This window comes from Streptomyces mexicanus (assembly GCF_902506575.1).
Taxonomy (GTDB): domain Bacteria; phylum Actinomycetota; class Actinomycetes; order Streptomycetales; family Streptomycetaceae; genus Streptomyces; species Streptomyces mexicanus.
In genome coordinates, this window is record NZ_LR732544.1 from 1,811,809 (window position 1) to 1,826,469 (window position 14,661).

Here is a 14,661-nt window from a genome sequence, read left to right on the forward strand (position 1 = left end):
ACGCGACCGGCGGCCGAGGTCACGCGGCCAAGGTGCCCGGGAACGCCGCCCGGGGACCGAACCTGGCCCGTGCGCGGTCCGCGGCCTCCTCGATGCGGCGGACCTTCTCGTCGACGGGGTCGAAGGTGAGCTGGTGGGCGGCCCGGTCGGCACAGTCCAGGCCCTCGGCGCGCAGGGCGAGGGCGCGGACCCGGGCGCGCTGGAGGCCGAGGGCCTCGTACATGCCGTAGGCGGCCTTCGTCAGCGCGGCCGTGTGGGCGGTGGGTTCGGGCAGGGTGCGGGTGCGGGTGGTGGCGGACCTGTCGGCGTAGCGCACGGTGAGGGTCAGGGAGCGGCAGACCTTGTCGAGGGCGCGCAGCCGGGTGCCCAGTTCCTCGGTGGCCGACAGCAGGGCCCGGCGGTGGCGGTCGGGGTCCACCTCGTCGCGGTCGAAGGGGCGTTCCGCGGCCAGGGATTTGGAGACGGAATGGGGGACGACCCGGCCGCGGTCGATGCCGTTCGCCTTCTCGTGCACCTCGCGGCCGGTCTTCGCGCCGACCAGGCGCTGGAGTGTGGACAGGGGCGCGGCGGCGACCCGGCCGAGGGTGTCCAGGCCGTACTCGCCCAGGGTGCGGGCCGTCGCCGCGCCGACGCCGGGCAGCGCGGTGACGGGCAGCGGGGCGAGGAACTCCGCGATCGCGGCCGGGTCGGCGGGCACCGCGCGGGTCAGGCCGGGCCGGGCCGCGCGCAGCGCCATGCGGGCCAGCATCGGGCCGGGCCCGGCGCCGATCAGGCAGTCGACGCCGTACCGGGCGAGCGCGCGGACCCGGATGACCGAGGCCAACTCGACGGCGTCGCGCCCGAAGTACCGTTCGGCGCCCCGCAGATCGGCCAGCGCGCCGTCCGGCGGCAGCGCCTGGACCACCGGGGTGAACTCCTCCAGCAGTCCGAGCAGCCCCGGCAGGGCCGCCTCGTACATCGGGGGCAGCTGGAAACGTACGCAGAGAACGGTCATCCCGCACTCCCTGGAGACTGGTGCCACAACTTCCGTCCGCTCGCGGGCCCTTCGCCCGCCGGGCGCAGATCCGCCCATGGGTGCATCTCGTAGCCGGTGGACATGCGGATCCGGCGGTCGCCGGCCCGGGCGGTCTCCATCGGGTCCTGGGCCGCGGACCCGGCGGGCGCGGGACGGCCGTCCGAGCCGGCGAGCCGGGCCCGCCGCGCACCCGCGCCGCCGCCGTCGCCGTCCAAGGCGCCGTCCGGTGGTCCGGCGGGCCGGGCGAGCCGGGCCGCCACCTCGTCCAGGCCTCCCTCGGCGCGCAGGTCGGCCAGTTCGGCGAGGTTCCACGCGGCCGTTCCCACCACGCTGAGGCTGTGCGGGCCGCGCCGCTGCACGGTGCCGCGCACCAGCAGCAGCCAGGAGTGGAAGACGGTGTGCGCGCAGGCGTCGTGGGAGTCGTCGAAGAAGGCGAGGTCGACCAGGCCGGTGCCGTCGTCCAGCGTGGTGAAGATGACCCGCTTGCCGGAGCGGATCGGCGGGGTCTGGGTGGCCGCCTTGGCACCCGCGACCAGCACCGTCTCCCCGTGCCGGGCCTCGCGCAGGCGGCGCGCGGAGATCACGCCCAGCTCGTCGAGGAAGGCGCGGTGGTCGTCCATCAGGTTGCGGGAGACGTCCATCGACAGCACGCCCAGTTCGGCGCTGAGCCTCTCGGTGTCGGACAGGTCGGGCAGGCCGGCCGCGGCGGTCTTCCGGCCGCCGGACAGGGGCAGTTGACCGCCGCCCGCGCCGCGTGCGCCGCGATGCAGCTCGGCCAGGTGCAGTTGCAGGTCGCGGCGGTTGGCGCCGAACGCGTCCAGCGCGCCCACCTGGGCGAGCCGGGTGGCGATGGGCCGGCTGGGCCGGGCCCGCTCCCAGAAGTCCAGCAGCGAGGCATACGGCTGCCCGTCCGCGATCCGCCGTGCCTCGGCCTCGCTGATGCCGTGCACGTCGGACAGGGCGAGCCGAAGTCCCCACATACCGGACGAACGACCCCTCGCCACCACCTTCGACTCAGACACCAGTTCGATACGGTGGGCGGCTCCCGACTTGTTCACGTCCAGCGGCAGGATCGGCACCCCGCGCCGCCGCGCGTCCGCCAGCAGCAGCCGCTTGGGGTACATCCCGGGGTCGTGGGTGAGCAGCCCGGCGTAGAACGCGGCCGGGTGATGGGCCTTCAGCCAGGCCGACTGGTAGGTCGGCACGGCGAAGGCCACCGCGTGCGCCTTGCAGAAGCCGTACGACCCGAACGCCTCGACGATCTCCCAGGTCCGCTGAATCGTTTCCGCGTCGTATCCGCGCGCCGCCGCGTGCTGCGCGAACCACACCTTGATCCGCCCCTGGGATTCCGGGTCGGACAGCCCCCGCCGCACCCGGTCCGCCTCGTCGCGGCCGCAGCCGGTCATGATGTGCACGATGTGGATGATCTGCTCGTGGAAGACGACGACGCCGTACGTCTCCGCCAGCGGTTCGCGCAGGTCCGGGTGCGGGTAGCGCACCGGCGCCCGCCCGTGCCGGGCCTCGATGAAGGGCCGCACCATGTCGGCGGCGACCGGACCGGGCCGGAACAGGGAGATGTCGACGACCAGGTCGTGGAAGGTCGCCGGCTGCAGGCGCCCCACCAGGTCCCGCTGGCCCGGCGACTCGATCTGGAAGCAGCCGAGCGTCTCGGCGGAGCGGATCAGCCGGTACGTCGCCGGGTCGCCGGCCGGCAGCGCGTCCAGGTCGATGCGCTCCCCCGTGGTCCGCTCCACCTCGGCGACGGCGTGCGCCATCGCCGACTGCATCCGCACGCCCAGCACGTCCAGCTTGAGCAGCCCGAGGTCCTCCACGTCGTCCTTGTCGAACTGGGACATCGGCAGGCCCTCGCCGCTGGTGGGCATCACCGGCGTGCGCGACAGCAGCGAGGCGTCGGACAGCAGTACGCCGCAGGGGTGCATGGCGACCCCGCGCGGCAGCGCGTCCAGGGCCTCGACCAGCTCCCACAGCCTGCCGTACTTCTCCTGCTCCCCCGCCAGCGCCTTCAGCTCGGGCAGCTCCCGCAGCGCCGCGCGGGCGTCGCGGGCGCGGATGTGCGGGAAGGACTTGGCGATCCGGTCGATCTCGGCGGGGTCCATGGACAGGGCGGCGCCCACGTCGCGGACGGCGTGCCGGACGCGGTAGGTCTCCGGCATGGCGACCGTGGCGACCCGCTCGGTGCCGAACCGGTCGATGATCGCGCGGTAGACCTCCAGGCGGCGCGCGGACTCCACGTCGATGTCGATGTCGGGCAGGACGAAGCGCCGCTTGGACAGGAAGCGCTCCATCAGCAGCCCGTGCTCGACGGGGTCGGCGTGGGCGATGCCGAGCAGGTGGTTGACCAGCGACCCCGCGCCGGAGCCGCGCGCGGCGACCCGGATGCCCATCCTCCGTACGTCGTCCACGACCTGGGCGACGGTGAGGAAGTAGCTGGCGAAGCCGTGGTAGGCGATGATGTCCAGCTCTTCGTGCATCCGCTCCCAGTAGGCGCGCCGGCCGGCGTAGCCGCGCAGCACCATGCCGGCGGCCGCCCGGGAGGCGAGCGTGCGCTGGGCGGTGCGGCGGGCGGCGCCGACCAGGTGCGGCTCGGGGAAGTGGACGGTGCCCATGCCGAGGTCGTCCTCGGGATCGACCAGGCACTCGGCGGCGGTGGCCCGCGTCTGCTCCAGCAGGCGGTGGGCGGCCTCGCGCCGGAAGCCCGCGGCCTCCACGATCCGCTCGGCCGCGCGCAGCATGGCGCCGGGATCCTTCAGCCAGGCCTCGCCGGAGTCCAGTTCCTTGGTGGGGTCGATGGGGACCAGGCGGCGGGCGGCGTCCAGGACGTCGGCGACCGGGCCCTGGCCGGGGTCGGCGTAGCGGACGGCGTTGGTGAGCACCGGCCGGATGCGCTGCTCGGCGGCGAAGCCGACGGTGCGGGCGGCCCGGCGCAGGGAGCCGGGCCCGGTGCCCTCGCGGCCGTGCCAGACGGCCTCCAGGCGCAGGGCGTCGCCGTAGACCTCGCGCCAGGGCGCGAGGAGCCGCGCGGCCCGGTCGGGGCGGCCCGCGGCCAGCGCCCGGCCGACGTCGGAGTCGGGGCCGAGCAGCACGGTCAGGCCGTCGCCGTGGTTGTCGGGCCAGGCGAGCAGGGGCGTCCCGGACGGGGGTCCCCCCTGCGCGGCCGAGCGCTCGGGAGGGGTGTGGGCGGCGGTGACCAGGTGGCACAGGTCGGCCCAGCCGCGGGCGCCGGCGCGGGCGAGGAAGGTCACGCGCGGGGTCGACTCGTCGACGAAGGCACCGCCGCGCACCGGCGTCCGGCGCCTCTCGGGCCGGGCGGGGGCCTCACGCCGCAGCGGCTCGGGCCCGGCCACCGCCAGGTCCACCCCGAACAGCGGGCGCACGCCCGCCGCCGCGCAGGCCTTGGCGAAGCGGACCGTGCCGGCCGGGGGGTCGCGGTCGGTGAGCGCGAGGGCGTCCATGCCCCGTTCGGCGGCGCGCTCGGCCAGCCGCTCCGGGTGCGAGGCGCCGTAGCGCAGGGAGAACCCGGAGACGGTGTGCAGATGCGCGAAGCCCGGCACACACACCTCCCGCAGTCGTGAGCCCGTCCGGACCGAACGAGACTCTCGAACATCAGTTCACTACTCTCTCAGCACCACCATACCCCCATCCCCGAACAGTTGTACGACATCCGTTCGAGCGTGTCCCACCTGCGCAAACGCCCGCCGCCGGGGCCTGCCGCCGCGCTGCGTGAGGACGCGTGAGAGCCCCGTCCTCGCACGCTCGGGGACGGGGCGCCCACCGATCCCGTGGGGGGTCGTCGGACGGCTCGGCCGGGCCGCCACTCCTCAGCCGAGCTGCGTGCCGGTCGCCGACAGCGCCTCGGTCACCGGCTGGAAGAAGGTCTCGCCGCCCGAGGTGCAGTCGCCGCTGCCGCCGGAGGTCAGGCCGAGGGCGGTCTCGCCGTCGAACAGCGCGCCGCCGCTGTCGCCGGGCTCGGCGCACACGTCGGTCTGGATCAGGCCGCTGACCGTGCCCTCGGAGTAGTTCACGGTGGCGTCCAGGCCCGTGACCGTGCCGGTGTGCACATGGCTCGTCGAGCCGCTGCGGGTCACCTGCTCGCCGACGGTCGCCTCGCCCGCCCGGGTGATGGGCCGGGTGGAGCCGTCGTAGAGGTCCACCGCGCTCGGGTGGTCGACGTCGGCGGTGTACTCGACCAGGCCGAAGTCGTCGCCCGGGAAGCTGGTCCGCGCGTTGCGGCCGATCACCGTGCCGTCGGCGTCCGACCAGGTGCTGATGGCCTGGGTACAGTGGCCGGCGGTGAGGAAGTACGGTCGGCCGTCCTTGACCACGTTGAAGCCGAGCGAGCAGCGTCCGCCCTCGCCGGTGATGGCGTCGCCGCCCGCGATGAAGGGTGTGAACCGCCCCTGGGACCGCTTGAGTTCGGCTTTGCCGCCCAGGCCCGCCACGACCCGGGAGAGCTTGGCCCACTCGGTCGCGGAGACCGTGCGGTCGGCGGTGACGACGACCTTGTTCGCCACGGGGTCGGTCACCCACGAGGTGCCCGGGACGGTCGCGTTCTTCGTCAGCGCCGTCCGCGCGGCCTCCAGCTCGGCGAGGGTGTTGCGGACGACTCTGGCCTTCGCCCCGGCCCGTTCGACCGCGCGGGCGGCGCGCTGGTCGAGCACGTTGACCACGAGGGCCCGGGACCTGGTGTCGTAGTACGTGCCCGCCGTCTCGGCGCCCAGGTCCTTGCGCAGTGCCGAGGCGAGCTTTCCGGCCGCCGGAGCGGACAGGACGCGGGACGTCGGGGCCTTCGTCGCCTCACTGGCGTTCGCACTCTGGAAGGACAGCCCGGCGGCGAGGAGTGCGGCGGCGCCCGCACCCGCCAGGACCGTACGGCGCGCGGACGTACGTCGGTGTGTCCGTCGATGTGTCAACTTGCGTCCTCCTGTGGGGGGTCGACCCCGGAGGTTGTGGGGACCTCGCAAGGCCGAAGGCGGTTGGACCGGCGCCCACTATCCCGAGCCGCACAGGGAGCACACAAGGTCGACTTCTGGACGCGCATACGTCAACCGGCGTACGCCCCCTGTGCCTTGCCCGCCCGAGGTCACCGCCCCCGCGTTCGCAGCGCAAACACTACGTGCGAGTACCCCGTCGACACGCGGTGAGGTCCCGCCCTGGCCGGAAATCGCCGTAGCGGAACGCCGCGGGGCGCGGATGCGCGCGCCGGTCGCGCACAACGACGAGCCCCCGTACGCCCGGTGCGTACGGGGGCTGCGCCGGCTGTCGGCCGACAGGTTCCGGGCCGCGCACGGCCCGGGGACGGGACGGGGGAACGTCAGTAGACGTGGACCCCGTAGGCGCTGAGCGCCTCGGTGACCGGCTGGAAGAAGGTCGTTCCGCCGGAGGTGCAGTCGCCGCTGCCGCCGGAGGTCAGGCCGTAGGCGACACCGCTGTTGGAGTACAGCGGACCGCCGGAGTCGCCGGGCTCGGCGCAGACCGTGGTCTGGATGAGGCCGTAGACGATGTCGCCGCCACCGTAGTTGACGGTCGCGTTCAGCGCGGTGACCCGGCCGCTGTGGATGCCGGTGGTGGAGCCGCGGCGGTAGACGGTGGTGCCCACGGACGGCGTGGCCGCGCTCGTGATGTCCACGCTGCCCACGGTGCCGGACTTGGCCACCGAGCTGTTGGTGTAGCGCACGATGCCGTAGTCGTTGCCCGGGAAGGACGATCCGGCGGTGGTGCCCAGCGTGGTCGAGTGCGAGGAGTTCGACCACCAGGTGCCCGCGCCGTCGGTGCAGTGACCGGCAGTCAGGAAGTAGTAGTTGCCGCTGGAGTCCTGGACGTTGAAGCCGAGGGAGCAGCGCCAGCTGCTCGCGTAGATGGCGTCGCCGCCGGAGAGGAGCTTGTTGAACTTGCCCGGGGTGTGCTTGATGGTCAGCGCGCCGGCGTTCGCCCCGGCCTGCTGCTTGATCTTGGCGATCTCCGCCGGGGAGACCGTGCTGTCGACGGTGACGACCACACGGTGGGTCTTGCTGTCCACGGCCCAGGCGGTGCCGGGGATGTCGGCCTTGAGCACCGAGTCGCTCGCCTTGGTGAGCTGCGCGGTGCTGAAGGTGGTGGCGTCGGACGCGTTCGCGCTGGGGACCGCGAACGCGGCGGCGGCCACGAGCCCGGAGGCGAGGGCGATCAGCCGGGTCGGTCTCGTGATGCCGCTGCGGGGGGCGGTGCGCTTGATCCTCACTTGTCGGTCCTCCATGAAGGAAGTCGGGGGCCCGCGTGGGGTCGGGGCCCGTGAGGCGCAGCCGGGGGCGGGCGTCCGGATCCGGACAGTTGTGCCCCTGACAAGCGCTGTGGGGGAGTATTCGGCCGAACGGCCGGTCGGCGCAAGGGTGCCTTTCGGCCGTGCGACCGTGTGCGGTTCGCGTGGATTATGTGCGGTCCGGCCGGGATTGACGGTGGGTCGGCGACGGCCGGGACTCAGAGCAGGGAGCGCTCACCCACCGGTATCGCGAGGTCCAGGGTGTTCCCGGGCGGCGGGAAGGGGCAGATGAAGTGGTCGGCGAACGCGCACGGCGGCAGCACGGCCCGGTTGAAGTCGACCGTGGTGCGTCCCTCGGCGTCCGGGGCCTCGGCGTACAGGAACCGGAAGCGGAAACTGCTCTTCCCGCTGGTGGCGTCGGCGAACACCGCCCACAGCGTGCCGTCCGGCTGCACCGCGGCCCGCAGCGTCCGCTCCCGGCCGTCGAGAAGGAAGGCCAGCTCTCCGGCGAGGGCGAGCCCGCGTGCGCGTCCGTCCGCGTTGGGCACCCGCACGGTGCGGCTCCGCGCGTACGGCGTGAAGCGTCCGGGCACCGACCAGTGCGGGTCGTAGGCGCCGGCCGCGATGCCGCGGAAGGCCCGGCGCGCCGCGGAGCCGGGGTCGTAGTCCCGTACGCCCCACACGCCTTCCCGCACGAGCACGACCAGCCGGCGTTCGCCCAGCGCGACCCGGGCGTGCGCCACCGGTCCGGCGTCGGCGCCGAGCCGGACCCGGCCGGCGAAGGGCCGGCCGTCGACGCTCAGCCCGTCGGCCTCGGTGGCGCTCAGCACGACCGCGTCGCCGTCGGCCGTCCAGAGCCCGGGGATGTCCGGGATTCGACCGTCCGGACGGTCCTCGAGCCAGTGCGTGCCGGTCAGCGCGAGCGGCCCGTAGGGCGCCGACACCGCCGCGGTGCGGTCCTCGTGCCACTGCTTCCAGCGGGCGGATGCGTCCGTCATGTGATCAGCCTTTCCCTGGGTGGCCGAGCGGCCGAACCGAGGTGTCATGGTGTGCGGGCGGGCCGGGCCAGCCCCAGGTGCTCGCGCAGGGTGTCGCCCGGGTAGAACGTGCGGAACAGGCCGCGGTGCTGAAGGACCGCCACGGTGCCGTTGACCAGGCGCTCCAGGTCCCGGGCCGGTTCACGGGGCACCAGGTGGAAGCCGTCGACGGCGCCCTCGCGGTACCAGGCGGCGATCAGTTCGGCCAGGTCCACCGGGCCACCCCGGTACAGCGGCCCCGGCGCGGCCGGCCGGCGGCGGCCCGTGCCCGCCCCGAGTGTCCGGCCGCGCGCGAACGGGTCGGATGCCCATCCGCGGTCCGCCGCGTACTCGCCGTCGCCGAGGTCGACGCCGAGACGGACCAGCACCCGCAGGGAGTCCGGGTCCCGGCCGCACTCCTCGGCCGCGGCGCGCAGCCGCTCCCGTACGGCACCGGCCTGCTCCGCGCTGGTGGCGCGCACGAGCACCACGTCGGCGTGGCGCGCCACCGCGGGCCGGGCGGGCTCCTCGACGACGTCGACCACGCGCACGGGCCGGCCCTGCGGGGAGCGGGCCGCGCCCGGCGGGTCGCCGTGCTGCTCGTACCGGACGTCCTGGACGTCTCCCTCCTGCCGGATGTCCTGGACGTCTCCCTCCCGCCGGATCTCGCGGCCGTCCCTCTCTCCCCCGGCTTCCCGGCCGTCCCCCTCCCTCTTGATGTCCTGGCCGGCCGGCGGGTCTTCGGCCGTCCCGGTGGGGGCCGGGGGCCGGATGTGCTGGCCGGCCCGGCCGCGGCTGACCCGGTCCAGGGCCACGACGGCCGCCGGGACGTGGCACGGGTCGGGGTGCGGCGCGGCGACCGCGAGGACCAGGCCGATGCGGTGGGTGGCGGGCGCCGCCCGGGTCAGGACGGCGAGCGCGTCCGGGCCCGGCCGCGCGGGGTCGTCGCCGAGCGTGACGAAGTCCAGGCCACCGCGCTCGGCGAGGCGTACCGCGTCGACGTAGGGCCCGGTGTCACCGGCCGGGGGCGCCGCGGGCCGGTCGACGGCCGCGGCCAGGTGCAGCGGCCCGCGGCCGTGCCGTGCGGTCATGGCGAACCGTTCCTTCCTCGGGGCGTCACAGGACCTTCGACAGGAACGCCCGGGTCCGCTCGTGCCGCGGCCGGTCCAGCACCTCGCCGGGCGGGCCCTGCTCGACGATCCGCCCGTCGTCCATGAACACCACGGTGTCGGCGACCTCGCGGGCGAAGCCGATCTCGTGGGTGACGACGATCATCGTGGTGCCCTGCCGGGCCAGGTCCTTGATGACGTCGAGGACCTCGCCGACCAGTTCGGGGTCGAGCGCGGAGGTCGGCTCGTCGAACAGCAGCAGCCGGGGCTCCAGGGCCAGCGCGCGGGCGATGGCCACCCGCTGCTGCTGCCCACCGGACAGCCGGCGCGGATAGGCATCGGCCTTGTCGGCGAGACCCACCCGCTCCAGCAGCCGCCGCGCCAGCTCCTCGGCCTCCTGCCGGGGCCGCTTCTGCACGGACACCGGGGCCTCGACGATGTTCTCCAGCACGGTCAGGTGCGGGAAGAGGTGGAAGTTCTGGAAGACGAAGCCGATCCGGGTGCGCTGTTTGAGCACCTCCCGCTCGGGCAGTTCGCGCAGCCGGTCCCCGGAACGCCGGTAGCCGATCAGGGTGCCGTCGACGTGGATCGCGCCGCGGTCGACCTTCTCCAGGTGGTTGATGGTGCGCAGCAGCGTGGACTTGCCGGACCCGGAGGGACCGAGGACCACGGTGACCTGGCCGGTGCGCACCTGCAGGTCGATGCCTTTGAGGACGTCCAGCTGACCGAAGCTCTTGTGGACGGACCTGATGTCGACCATGACGCTCATCGTGGGAATTCCTTAGCGGGAGACGGGAGACGGGAGGAGGCGGAAGGGAGAAGAAGAGAGGCCGCCGGGCCGGGCGCTCACGCCGCCACGCGGGCGGTGAGCGTGCGCAGGAACGCCAGCGCGGCCCGCGCCGTGGCGTCGTTCTGCCGGAACGCGGCACCGCCGGTGCGCGGCCGGGTGAAGGCGCCGGGGGTACGGCCGTCGGTGAACGGGCCGAGCGCGAACCTCCGGGGGTGCGGCCGGCCGGCCCGGTCCAGGACGCGGCCGTCGGCGGGGTCCACGCGCAGCAGCCCGTCGGGGGTCTCGGCGGCCCCCTCGGCGTGCAGCTCGCGCAGCAGCGGGTCGCGGGCGCGCCGGACGGTGGGGGCGGGCAGCCGGGCCTCGACCAGGGCACGCGCCCGGACGGAGAAGCCGGGGACGGTGGGGCTCGTCGCGCGGAAGACCCCGTCGGCGGCGGTGACGGTCATGTCCGCGCCGACGAAGTGGAGCAGGCCGGCCCGGGACAGGGCGAGCATCTGCCGCAGCCGGGGCCCGGGCGGCCCGGAGGCGAGGAAGCTGAAGAAGCCGTGCCACCAGGGGCCGATGTCGCCGAGCCGGACCAGTTGCCCGTAGACGGACAGCAGTCCGAGGAAGACCGCCAGGTCGGGGCTGTGGGCGGGGTCGTGGCGGCGGGCGAGGTCGGCCTCGATGTGTCCGCGCAGCGCCTGCTGCAACGCCTCGGGCGAGGGGTGGCGCACCCCGTCCAGCGGGCGGTCCAGGGCGGCGAGGTCCAGCCGGTCGGCGGGGTCGGGTACGGCGGCGGCGACCAGGGCGGCGCGCGCCGGGGCGTCGGCGTCGGCGTAGCGCCGCTCGAACTCCGCCCAGGCCATGGCCGTCCGCTCGGGGTGGGCCGTGAACAGCCGGTGGTAGTGGGCGAACCCCAGCTCCTTGTCCACCAGCGGCCACACATCGCGCCGGAAGTCGAAGCCGCCGGGGCGGGCGAGCAGCGCGTCGGTCTCGGCGGGGCCGAAGAAACGCGGCAGCGGCGGGCGTTCGCCGGTGAGGTCGTAACCGATCTTGGAGTGGTACGGCACGCCGCGCCGGGAACCGACGTACAGCACCGGCTCGCGCCCCGAGGGCACGTAGGTGTCCCCGTCGTACCGGCCGCCGCGGCCCTCGGTGAGCAGCACCATCAGGTCGACGAAGGCGAGCCCGAAGCCGCGGACGAGGACGGCCTCGCCGGCCCCGAGCGCGGACAGGTCGCTGTCGGCGGTGAAGTCCGGCGGCAGGTGGACCAGGCCGTGGGTGCGGGCATAGGCGGCCAGTGCGGCCTGCTCGGCGTCGGGTTCGGCGTCGAGGTGGCCGAGGGCGAGCACCACGAGGTCGGCGAGCAGCGGGCGCGGGCGGCCCTCCAGCCACACCTGCTGGCGGCCGGTGCGCGGCCCGCTGACGCGCAGCGCGCGCCGCGGGTGGTGGTGGACGGTGATGCCGGCGGGCAGCGCGGTCACCGCCTCCTCGTACACCCAGCGCAGGTAGGAGCCCTGGAGGCGGCGGTCGGCGAAGGTGCGGCCGGGCAGGTGCGCCCACTGGTGCAGGGTGGGGCCCTCGCGCACCGGTCCGGCCAGGTCCACGGTGTCGTCGGTGAACATGGTGACGTCCTCGGCGTGCGAGTTCATCCACAGCAGCGGGGACTGCGCCGCGCGCCAGATGCGTCCCGCGCCGGGCGGATACGGATCGACCAGGTGGATGTCGAGACCCGAACCGGCGTACAGCTCGGGCGCGTTGGCGGCGATGCGTTCGAGCAGGCCGGTGCCGCGCGGCCCGGCGCCGACGATCACGAGCGAGGGCCTCATCGGGTGCGCTCCGAGCCGCGCGCGTAGTGCTTCTCCACGTAGTACTGGCCCGCGCCGAGCACGGAGGTGACCACGGTGTACCAGAGGGTGGCCACCATCAGCAGCGGGATGACCTGGTAGGTCTGGTGGTAGATCAGCTGCGCCGAGTACAGCAGGTCCTGCACGGCGATGACGCTGACGATCGAGGTGCCCTTGAGGGTGCCGATCAGCATGTTCGCGGCGGGCGGCACGATGGAGCGCATGGCCTGCGGCAGGACGATCCGCCGCCAGCGCCGCCAGCGGCTCAGGCCGAGCGCCTGGGCGGCCTCGATCTGGCCGCGGTCGACGGACAGGATGCCGCCGCGGACCACCTCGGCGGCGTAGGCGGCCTCGTGCAGGGTCAGGCCGACGATCGCGACGGTGACCGGGCCGAACAGGTCGACGGTCCGCACTCCGAGGACGTGCGGGTACAGCGCCCCGATGTTGAACCACAGCAGCAGCTGCACCAGGATCGGGATGGACCGGAACAGCCAGACGTATCCCCAGCTCACCGCGCGCAGCACGGGGTTGCCGGAGAGCCGGAAGACGGCGAGCAGGGTGCCGAGCGCGAAGCCGAGCGCCATCACCACGGCGGTCAGCCACAGCGTGAGCCACAGCCCGCGCAGCACGGAGTCGGAGGTGAAGTAGTCCGCGACGACGTCCCACTGGAACGCCTGGTTGCGCACGATCGAGGTCAGCGCGAGCGCGAGCAGGACGAGGACCACGGCGGCGGCGGTCCACTGGCCCAGCCGGAGCTGCGGCACGATGCGCGGGGCGTCGGCCGGTTCGGGCTCGGGTGGGGCGGAGGCTTGGGTGACGGCGGTGCCGAAGGACATGCGAAGGCTCCGTGATGCGTCGGATCGAACACGGGTGGGAGTGCCTTCACACGGGGTGCCGCGCGGTACAGCGGGCTGTGCGCCGCGGCGGTCGAGCACGGCCGAGCCCCTCAGCAGGACCGTGCCCCGAGAGTACGGCGCCGTTCGCCGCCGTTGTCAAGGGTGTCCGGCATGTGAGCCGTTCGTCTCACGTCAGTTGACGGGAATCCGGATGCCTGTTCCACTTGGCCCATGCATCCGCAGCAGTGGCTGATCACGCGCTCCCACATCGACTTCGGTCGCGTGTGGTCCTCTTCCTGTTGAGCCGTCCCGCTGCGCGCCCTGTGACCTCGGGCGCTCCCGGCCGTCCCGCCGTGCGCCGTCGAGGGCCTCGCCTCTGCTCCTCCTCGCCTTCACACGCGTTCCCCCTCCCCTCGTAAGGCCCCGACGCCCTCGCAAGGCCCCCGGCCGGCGGCCGTAGGTCCGCGCTCTTCGTGCGCCTGCCCCGCGCAGGCCCGTGCCACCCGACACCTGACGCTCTTTCGCGTCTTCCTCTCCTGGAGACCGCACCCCATGCGTTCGCTGACGCGCACCCACCGACGGCATGTCCTCCCCTTCGTCCTGATCAGCTCCGCCGCGCTGGTGCTCACCGCGTGCGGCTCGGGATCGGGCGGTACCCACTCCGCCGGCACGGCCGCCGCCAAGGCCGCCGACCAGATCCCCACCACGGACGTCGTCTCCGGTGTCCGCGAGGACCCGGCCGCCGCCCGGCTGCTGCCGCCGGGGGTGCGGAGCCTGAACGTCGCCTACGCCGTCGGCGGCACCCCGCCCGGCACGTCCTACCTGCCCGACGGCAAGACCCTGGCCGGCCAGGACGTCGACTTCACCGACGCCGTGGCGAAGGTGCTCGGGGTGAAGCTGCGCACCAGCCAGGCCGGTTTCGAGGCGATCCTGCCCGCCCTCGACAGCGGCAAGTACGACCTCGGCGTCGGCAACTTCGGCGTGACCGACGAGCGGCGCAGGACCATCGACTTCGTCACCTACATCAACGACGGCCAGGGCTTCGCCGCCCGCAAGGACAGCAAGCTCGGCGCGATCACCGACCTGAAGCAGCTGTGCGGCCTGAACGTCGCCACCGGCGCGGGCACCACCTTCGAGGCCACGCTGGAGAAGAACAAGCACCTGTGCACGGACGCCGGCAAGAAGGCGTACGGCGTGCAGACCTACAGCGACAGCGGCGCGCTGTGGTCCTCGCTGCAGCAGGGCCGCAGCGACGTGGTGATGTCGACCATCAACGGCCTGAGGTACGCGGTCGCCCACCAGCCGGGGCTGAAGTTCCTGAACGAGTTCCACCGCCTGGACGTCGGCTTCGCCTTCAAGAAGGGCACGAAGCTGGCCCCCGCCTTCCGGGCCGCGGTGAACCGGCTGATCGCCGACGGCACGTACGACAGGATCCTCGCCAAGTGGGGGACGAAGGCGTCGGCGATCAAGGAATCGCGGATCTCACCGCCGGAGCTGAAGAACTAGCGGGCCGCGGCCACCCTAGCAGTCACATCCGCAGTCGCAGCCTCCGCAGCCGTCGCAACTGCAGCAGTTGTTGCAGCAGTCGGCGCAGTTGCTGCAGCAGTCACAGCAGTCGCAGCAGCCATCGCAGTCGCAGTCCCAGTCCCGGCACCAGCCCTCCCGCTTCTGCCGCGACCACGGCCCCTCGAACTCCTGGGCGCAGCACGCCCGGCAGGTGCAGCACAGCCCGAGGGCGACCGCGCAGCCGGCCAGGAAGCCGCGCTTGCCCGGCCGCGGCGGCTCGCCGTCCACGGGGTCGCCGCCGGGG

10 protein-coding genes and 1 pseudogene are annotated in these 14,661 nt (G+C 74.0%); 1 reads left to right on the forward strand and 10 read right to left on the reverse strand.

Going from position 1 to position 14,661, the window contains the following annotated elements; genetic code table 11:
• Positions 1 to 19: 19 nt before the first annotated feature.
• The 9 genes from GV126_RS08170 to GV126_RS08210 all read right to left on the reverse strand — a co-directional run bounded on the left by GV126_RS08170 (position 20) and on the right by GV126_RS08210 (position 12,851).
• Entirely contained in the window at positions 20 to 994 is a 975-nt protein-coding gene (locus GV126_RS08170; RefSeq protein WP_159664008.1) for a DNA polymerase Y family protein, read from the reverse strand.
• Positions 991 to 4,587 (reverse strand): DNA polymerase III subunit alpha, encoded by a 3,597-nt coding sequence (locus GV126_RS08175; protein ID WP_159664010.1) that lies wholly within the window; start codon positions 4,585 to 4,587, stop codon positions 991 to 993. Before GV126_RS08175 ends, GV126_RS08170 begins: the two co-directional genes overlap by 4 nt.
• Before the next feature lie 267 nt (positions 4,588 to 4,854).
• Positions 4,855 to 5,946, reverse strand: a complete 1,092-nt coding sequence (locus GV126_RS08180) for a S1 family peptidase (protein WP_159664011.1) — start codon at positions 5,944 to 5,946, stop codon at positions 4,855 to 4,857.
• A 401-nt stretch (positions 5,947 to 6,347) separates the two neighbouring features.
• A complete protein-coding gene (locus GV126_RS08185; RefSeq protein ID WP_159664013.1) occupies positions 6,348 to 7,253 on the reverse strand; it encodes a S1 family peptidase in 906 nt (301 codons plus the stop codon).
• 236 nt (positions 7,254 to 7,489) lie between these two features.
• The gene (locus tag GV126_RS08190) at positions 7,490 to 8,269 is read right to left on the reverse strand and encodes a DUF1684 domain-containing protein (protein WP_159664015.1); all 780 of its coding nucleotides are present in this window, start codon (positions 8,267 to 8,269) and stop codon (positions 7,490 to 7,492) included.
• A 44-nt stretch (positions 8,270 to 8,313) separates the two neighbouring features.
• On the reverse strand, positions 8,314 to 9,378 hold the full coding sequence (locus tag GV126_RS08195) for an LLM class flavin-dependent oxidoreductase (protein ID WP_159664016.1): 1,065 nt from the start codon (positions 9,376 to 9,378) through the stop codon (positions 8,314 to 8,316).
• Positions 9,379 to 9,403: 25 nt separating this feature from the next.
• Entirely contained in the window at positions 9,404 to 10,165 is a 762-nt protein-coding gene (locus GV126_RS08200; RefSeq protein ID WP_159664018.1) for an amino acid ABC transporter ATP-binding protein, read from the reverse strand.
• Between the two features lie 77 nt (positions 10,166 to 10,242).
• Positions 10,243 to 11,997: an FAD/NAD(P)-binding protein gene (locus tag GV126_RS08205; RefSeq protein ID WP_159664020.1), complete on the reverse strand. Its 1,755-nt coding sequence runs from the start codon at positions 11,995 to 11,997 to the stop codon at positions 10,243 to 10,245.
• Positions 11,994 to 12,851 (reverse strand): amino acid ABC transporter permease, encoded by an 858-nt coding sequence (locus tag GV126_RS08210; RefSeq protein WP_159664022.1) that lies wholly within the window; start codon positions 12,849 to 12,851, stop codon positions 11,994 to 11,996. Before GV126_RS08210 ends, GV126_RS08205 begins: the two co-directional genes overlap by 4 nt.
• 552 nt (positions 12,852 to 13,403) lie before the next feature.
• Between GV126_RS08210 and GV126_RS08215 the strand changes: the two genes are divergently transcribed.
• Entirely contained in the window at positions 13,404 to 14,357 is a 954-nt protein-coding gene (locus GV126_RS08215) for an ABC transporter substrate-binding protein (protein ID WP_159664024.1), read from the forward strand.
• Positions 14,358 to 14,372: 15 nt separating this feature from the next.
• Here the strand turns inward: GV126_RS08215 and GV126_RS36295 are convergent.
• Positions 14,373 to 14,661, reverse strand: a pseudogene (locus GV126_RS36295) (hypothetical protein); the annotation flags it as partial.

What these genes read in the sequence shown, in the direction of transcription:
- GV126_RS08170 (WP_159664008.1), bottom strand. Translation starts at nt 994, where the DNA reads ATGACCGTTCTCTGCGTACGTTTCCAGCTGCCCCCGATGTACGAGGCG.
- GV126_RS08190 (WP_159664015.1), bottom strand. Translation starts at nt 8,269, where the DNA reads ATGACGGACGCATCCGCCCGCTGGAAGCAGTGGCACGAGGACCGCACC.
- GV126_RS08195 (WP_159664016.1), bottom strand. Translation starts at nt 9,378, where the DNA reads ATGACCGCACGGCACGGCCGCGGGCCGCTGCACCTGGCCGCGGCCGTC.
- GV126_RS08200 (WP_159664018.1), bottom strand. Translation starts at nt 10,165, where the DNA reads ATGAGCGTCATGGTCGACATCAGGTCCGTCCACAAGAGCTTCGGTCAG.
- GV126_RS08205 (WP_159664020.1), bottom strand. Translation starts at nt 11,997, where the DNA reads ATGAGGCCCTCGCTCGTGATCGTCGGCGCCGGGCCGCGCGGCACCGGC.
- GV126_RS08210 (WP_159664022.1), bottom strand. Translation starts at nt 12,851, where the DNA reads ATGTCCTTCGGCACCGCCGTCACCCAAGCCTCCGCCCCACCCGAGCCC.
- GV126_RS08215 (WP_159664024.1), top strand. Translation starts at nt 13,404, where the DNA reads ATGCGTTCGCTGACGCGCACCCACCGACGGCATGTCCTCCCCTTCGTC.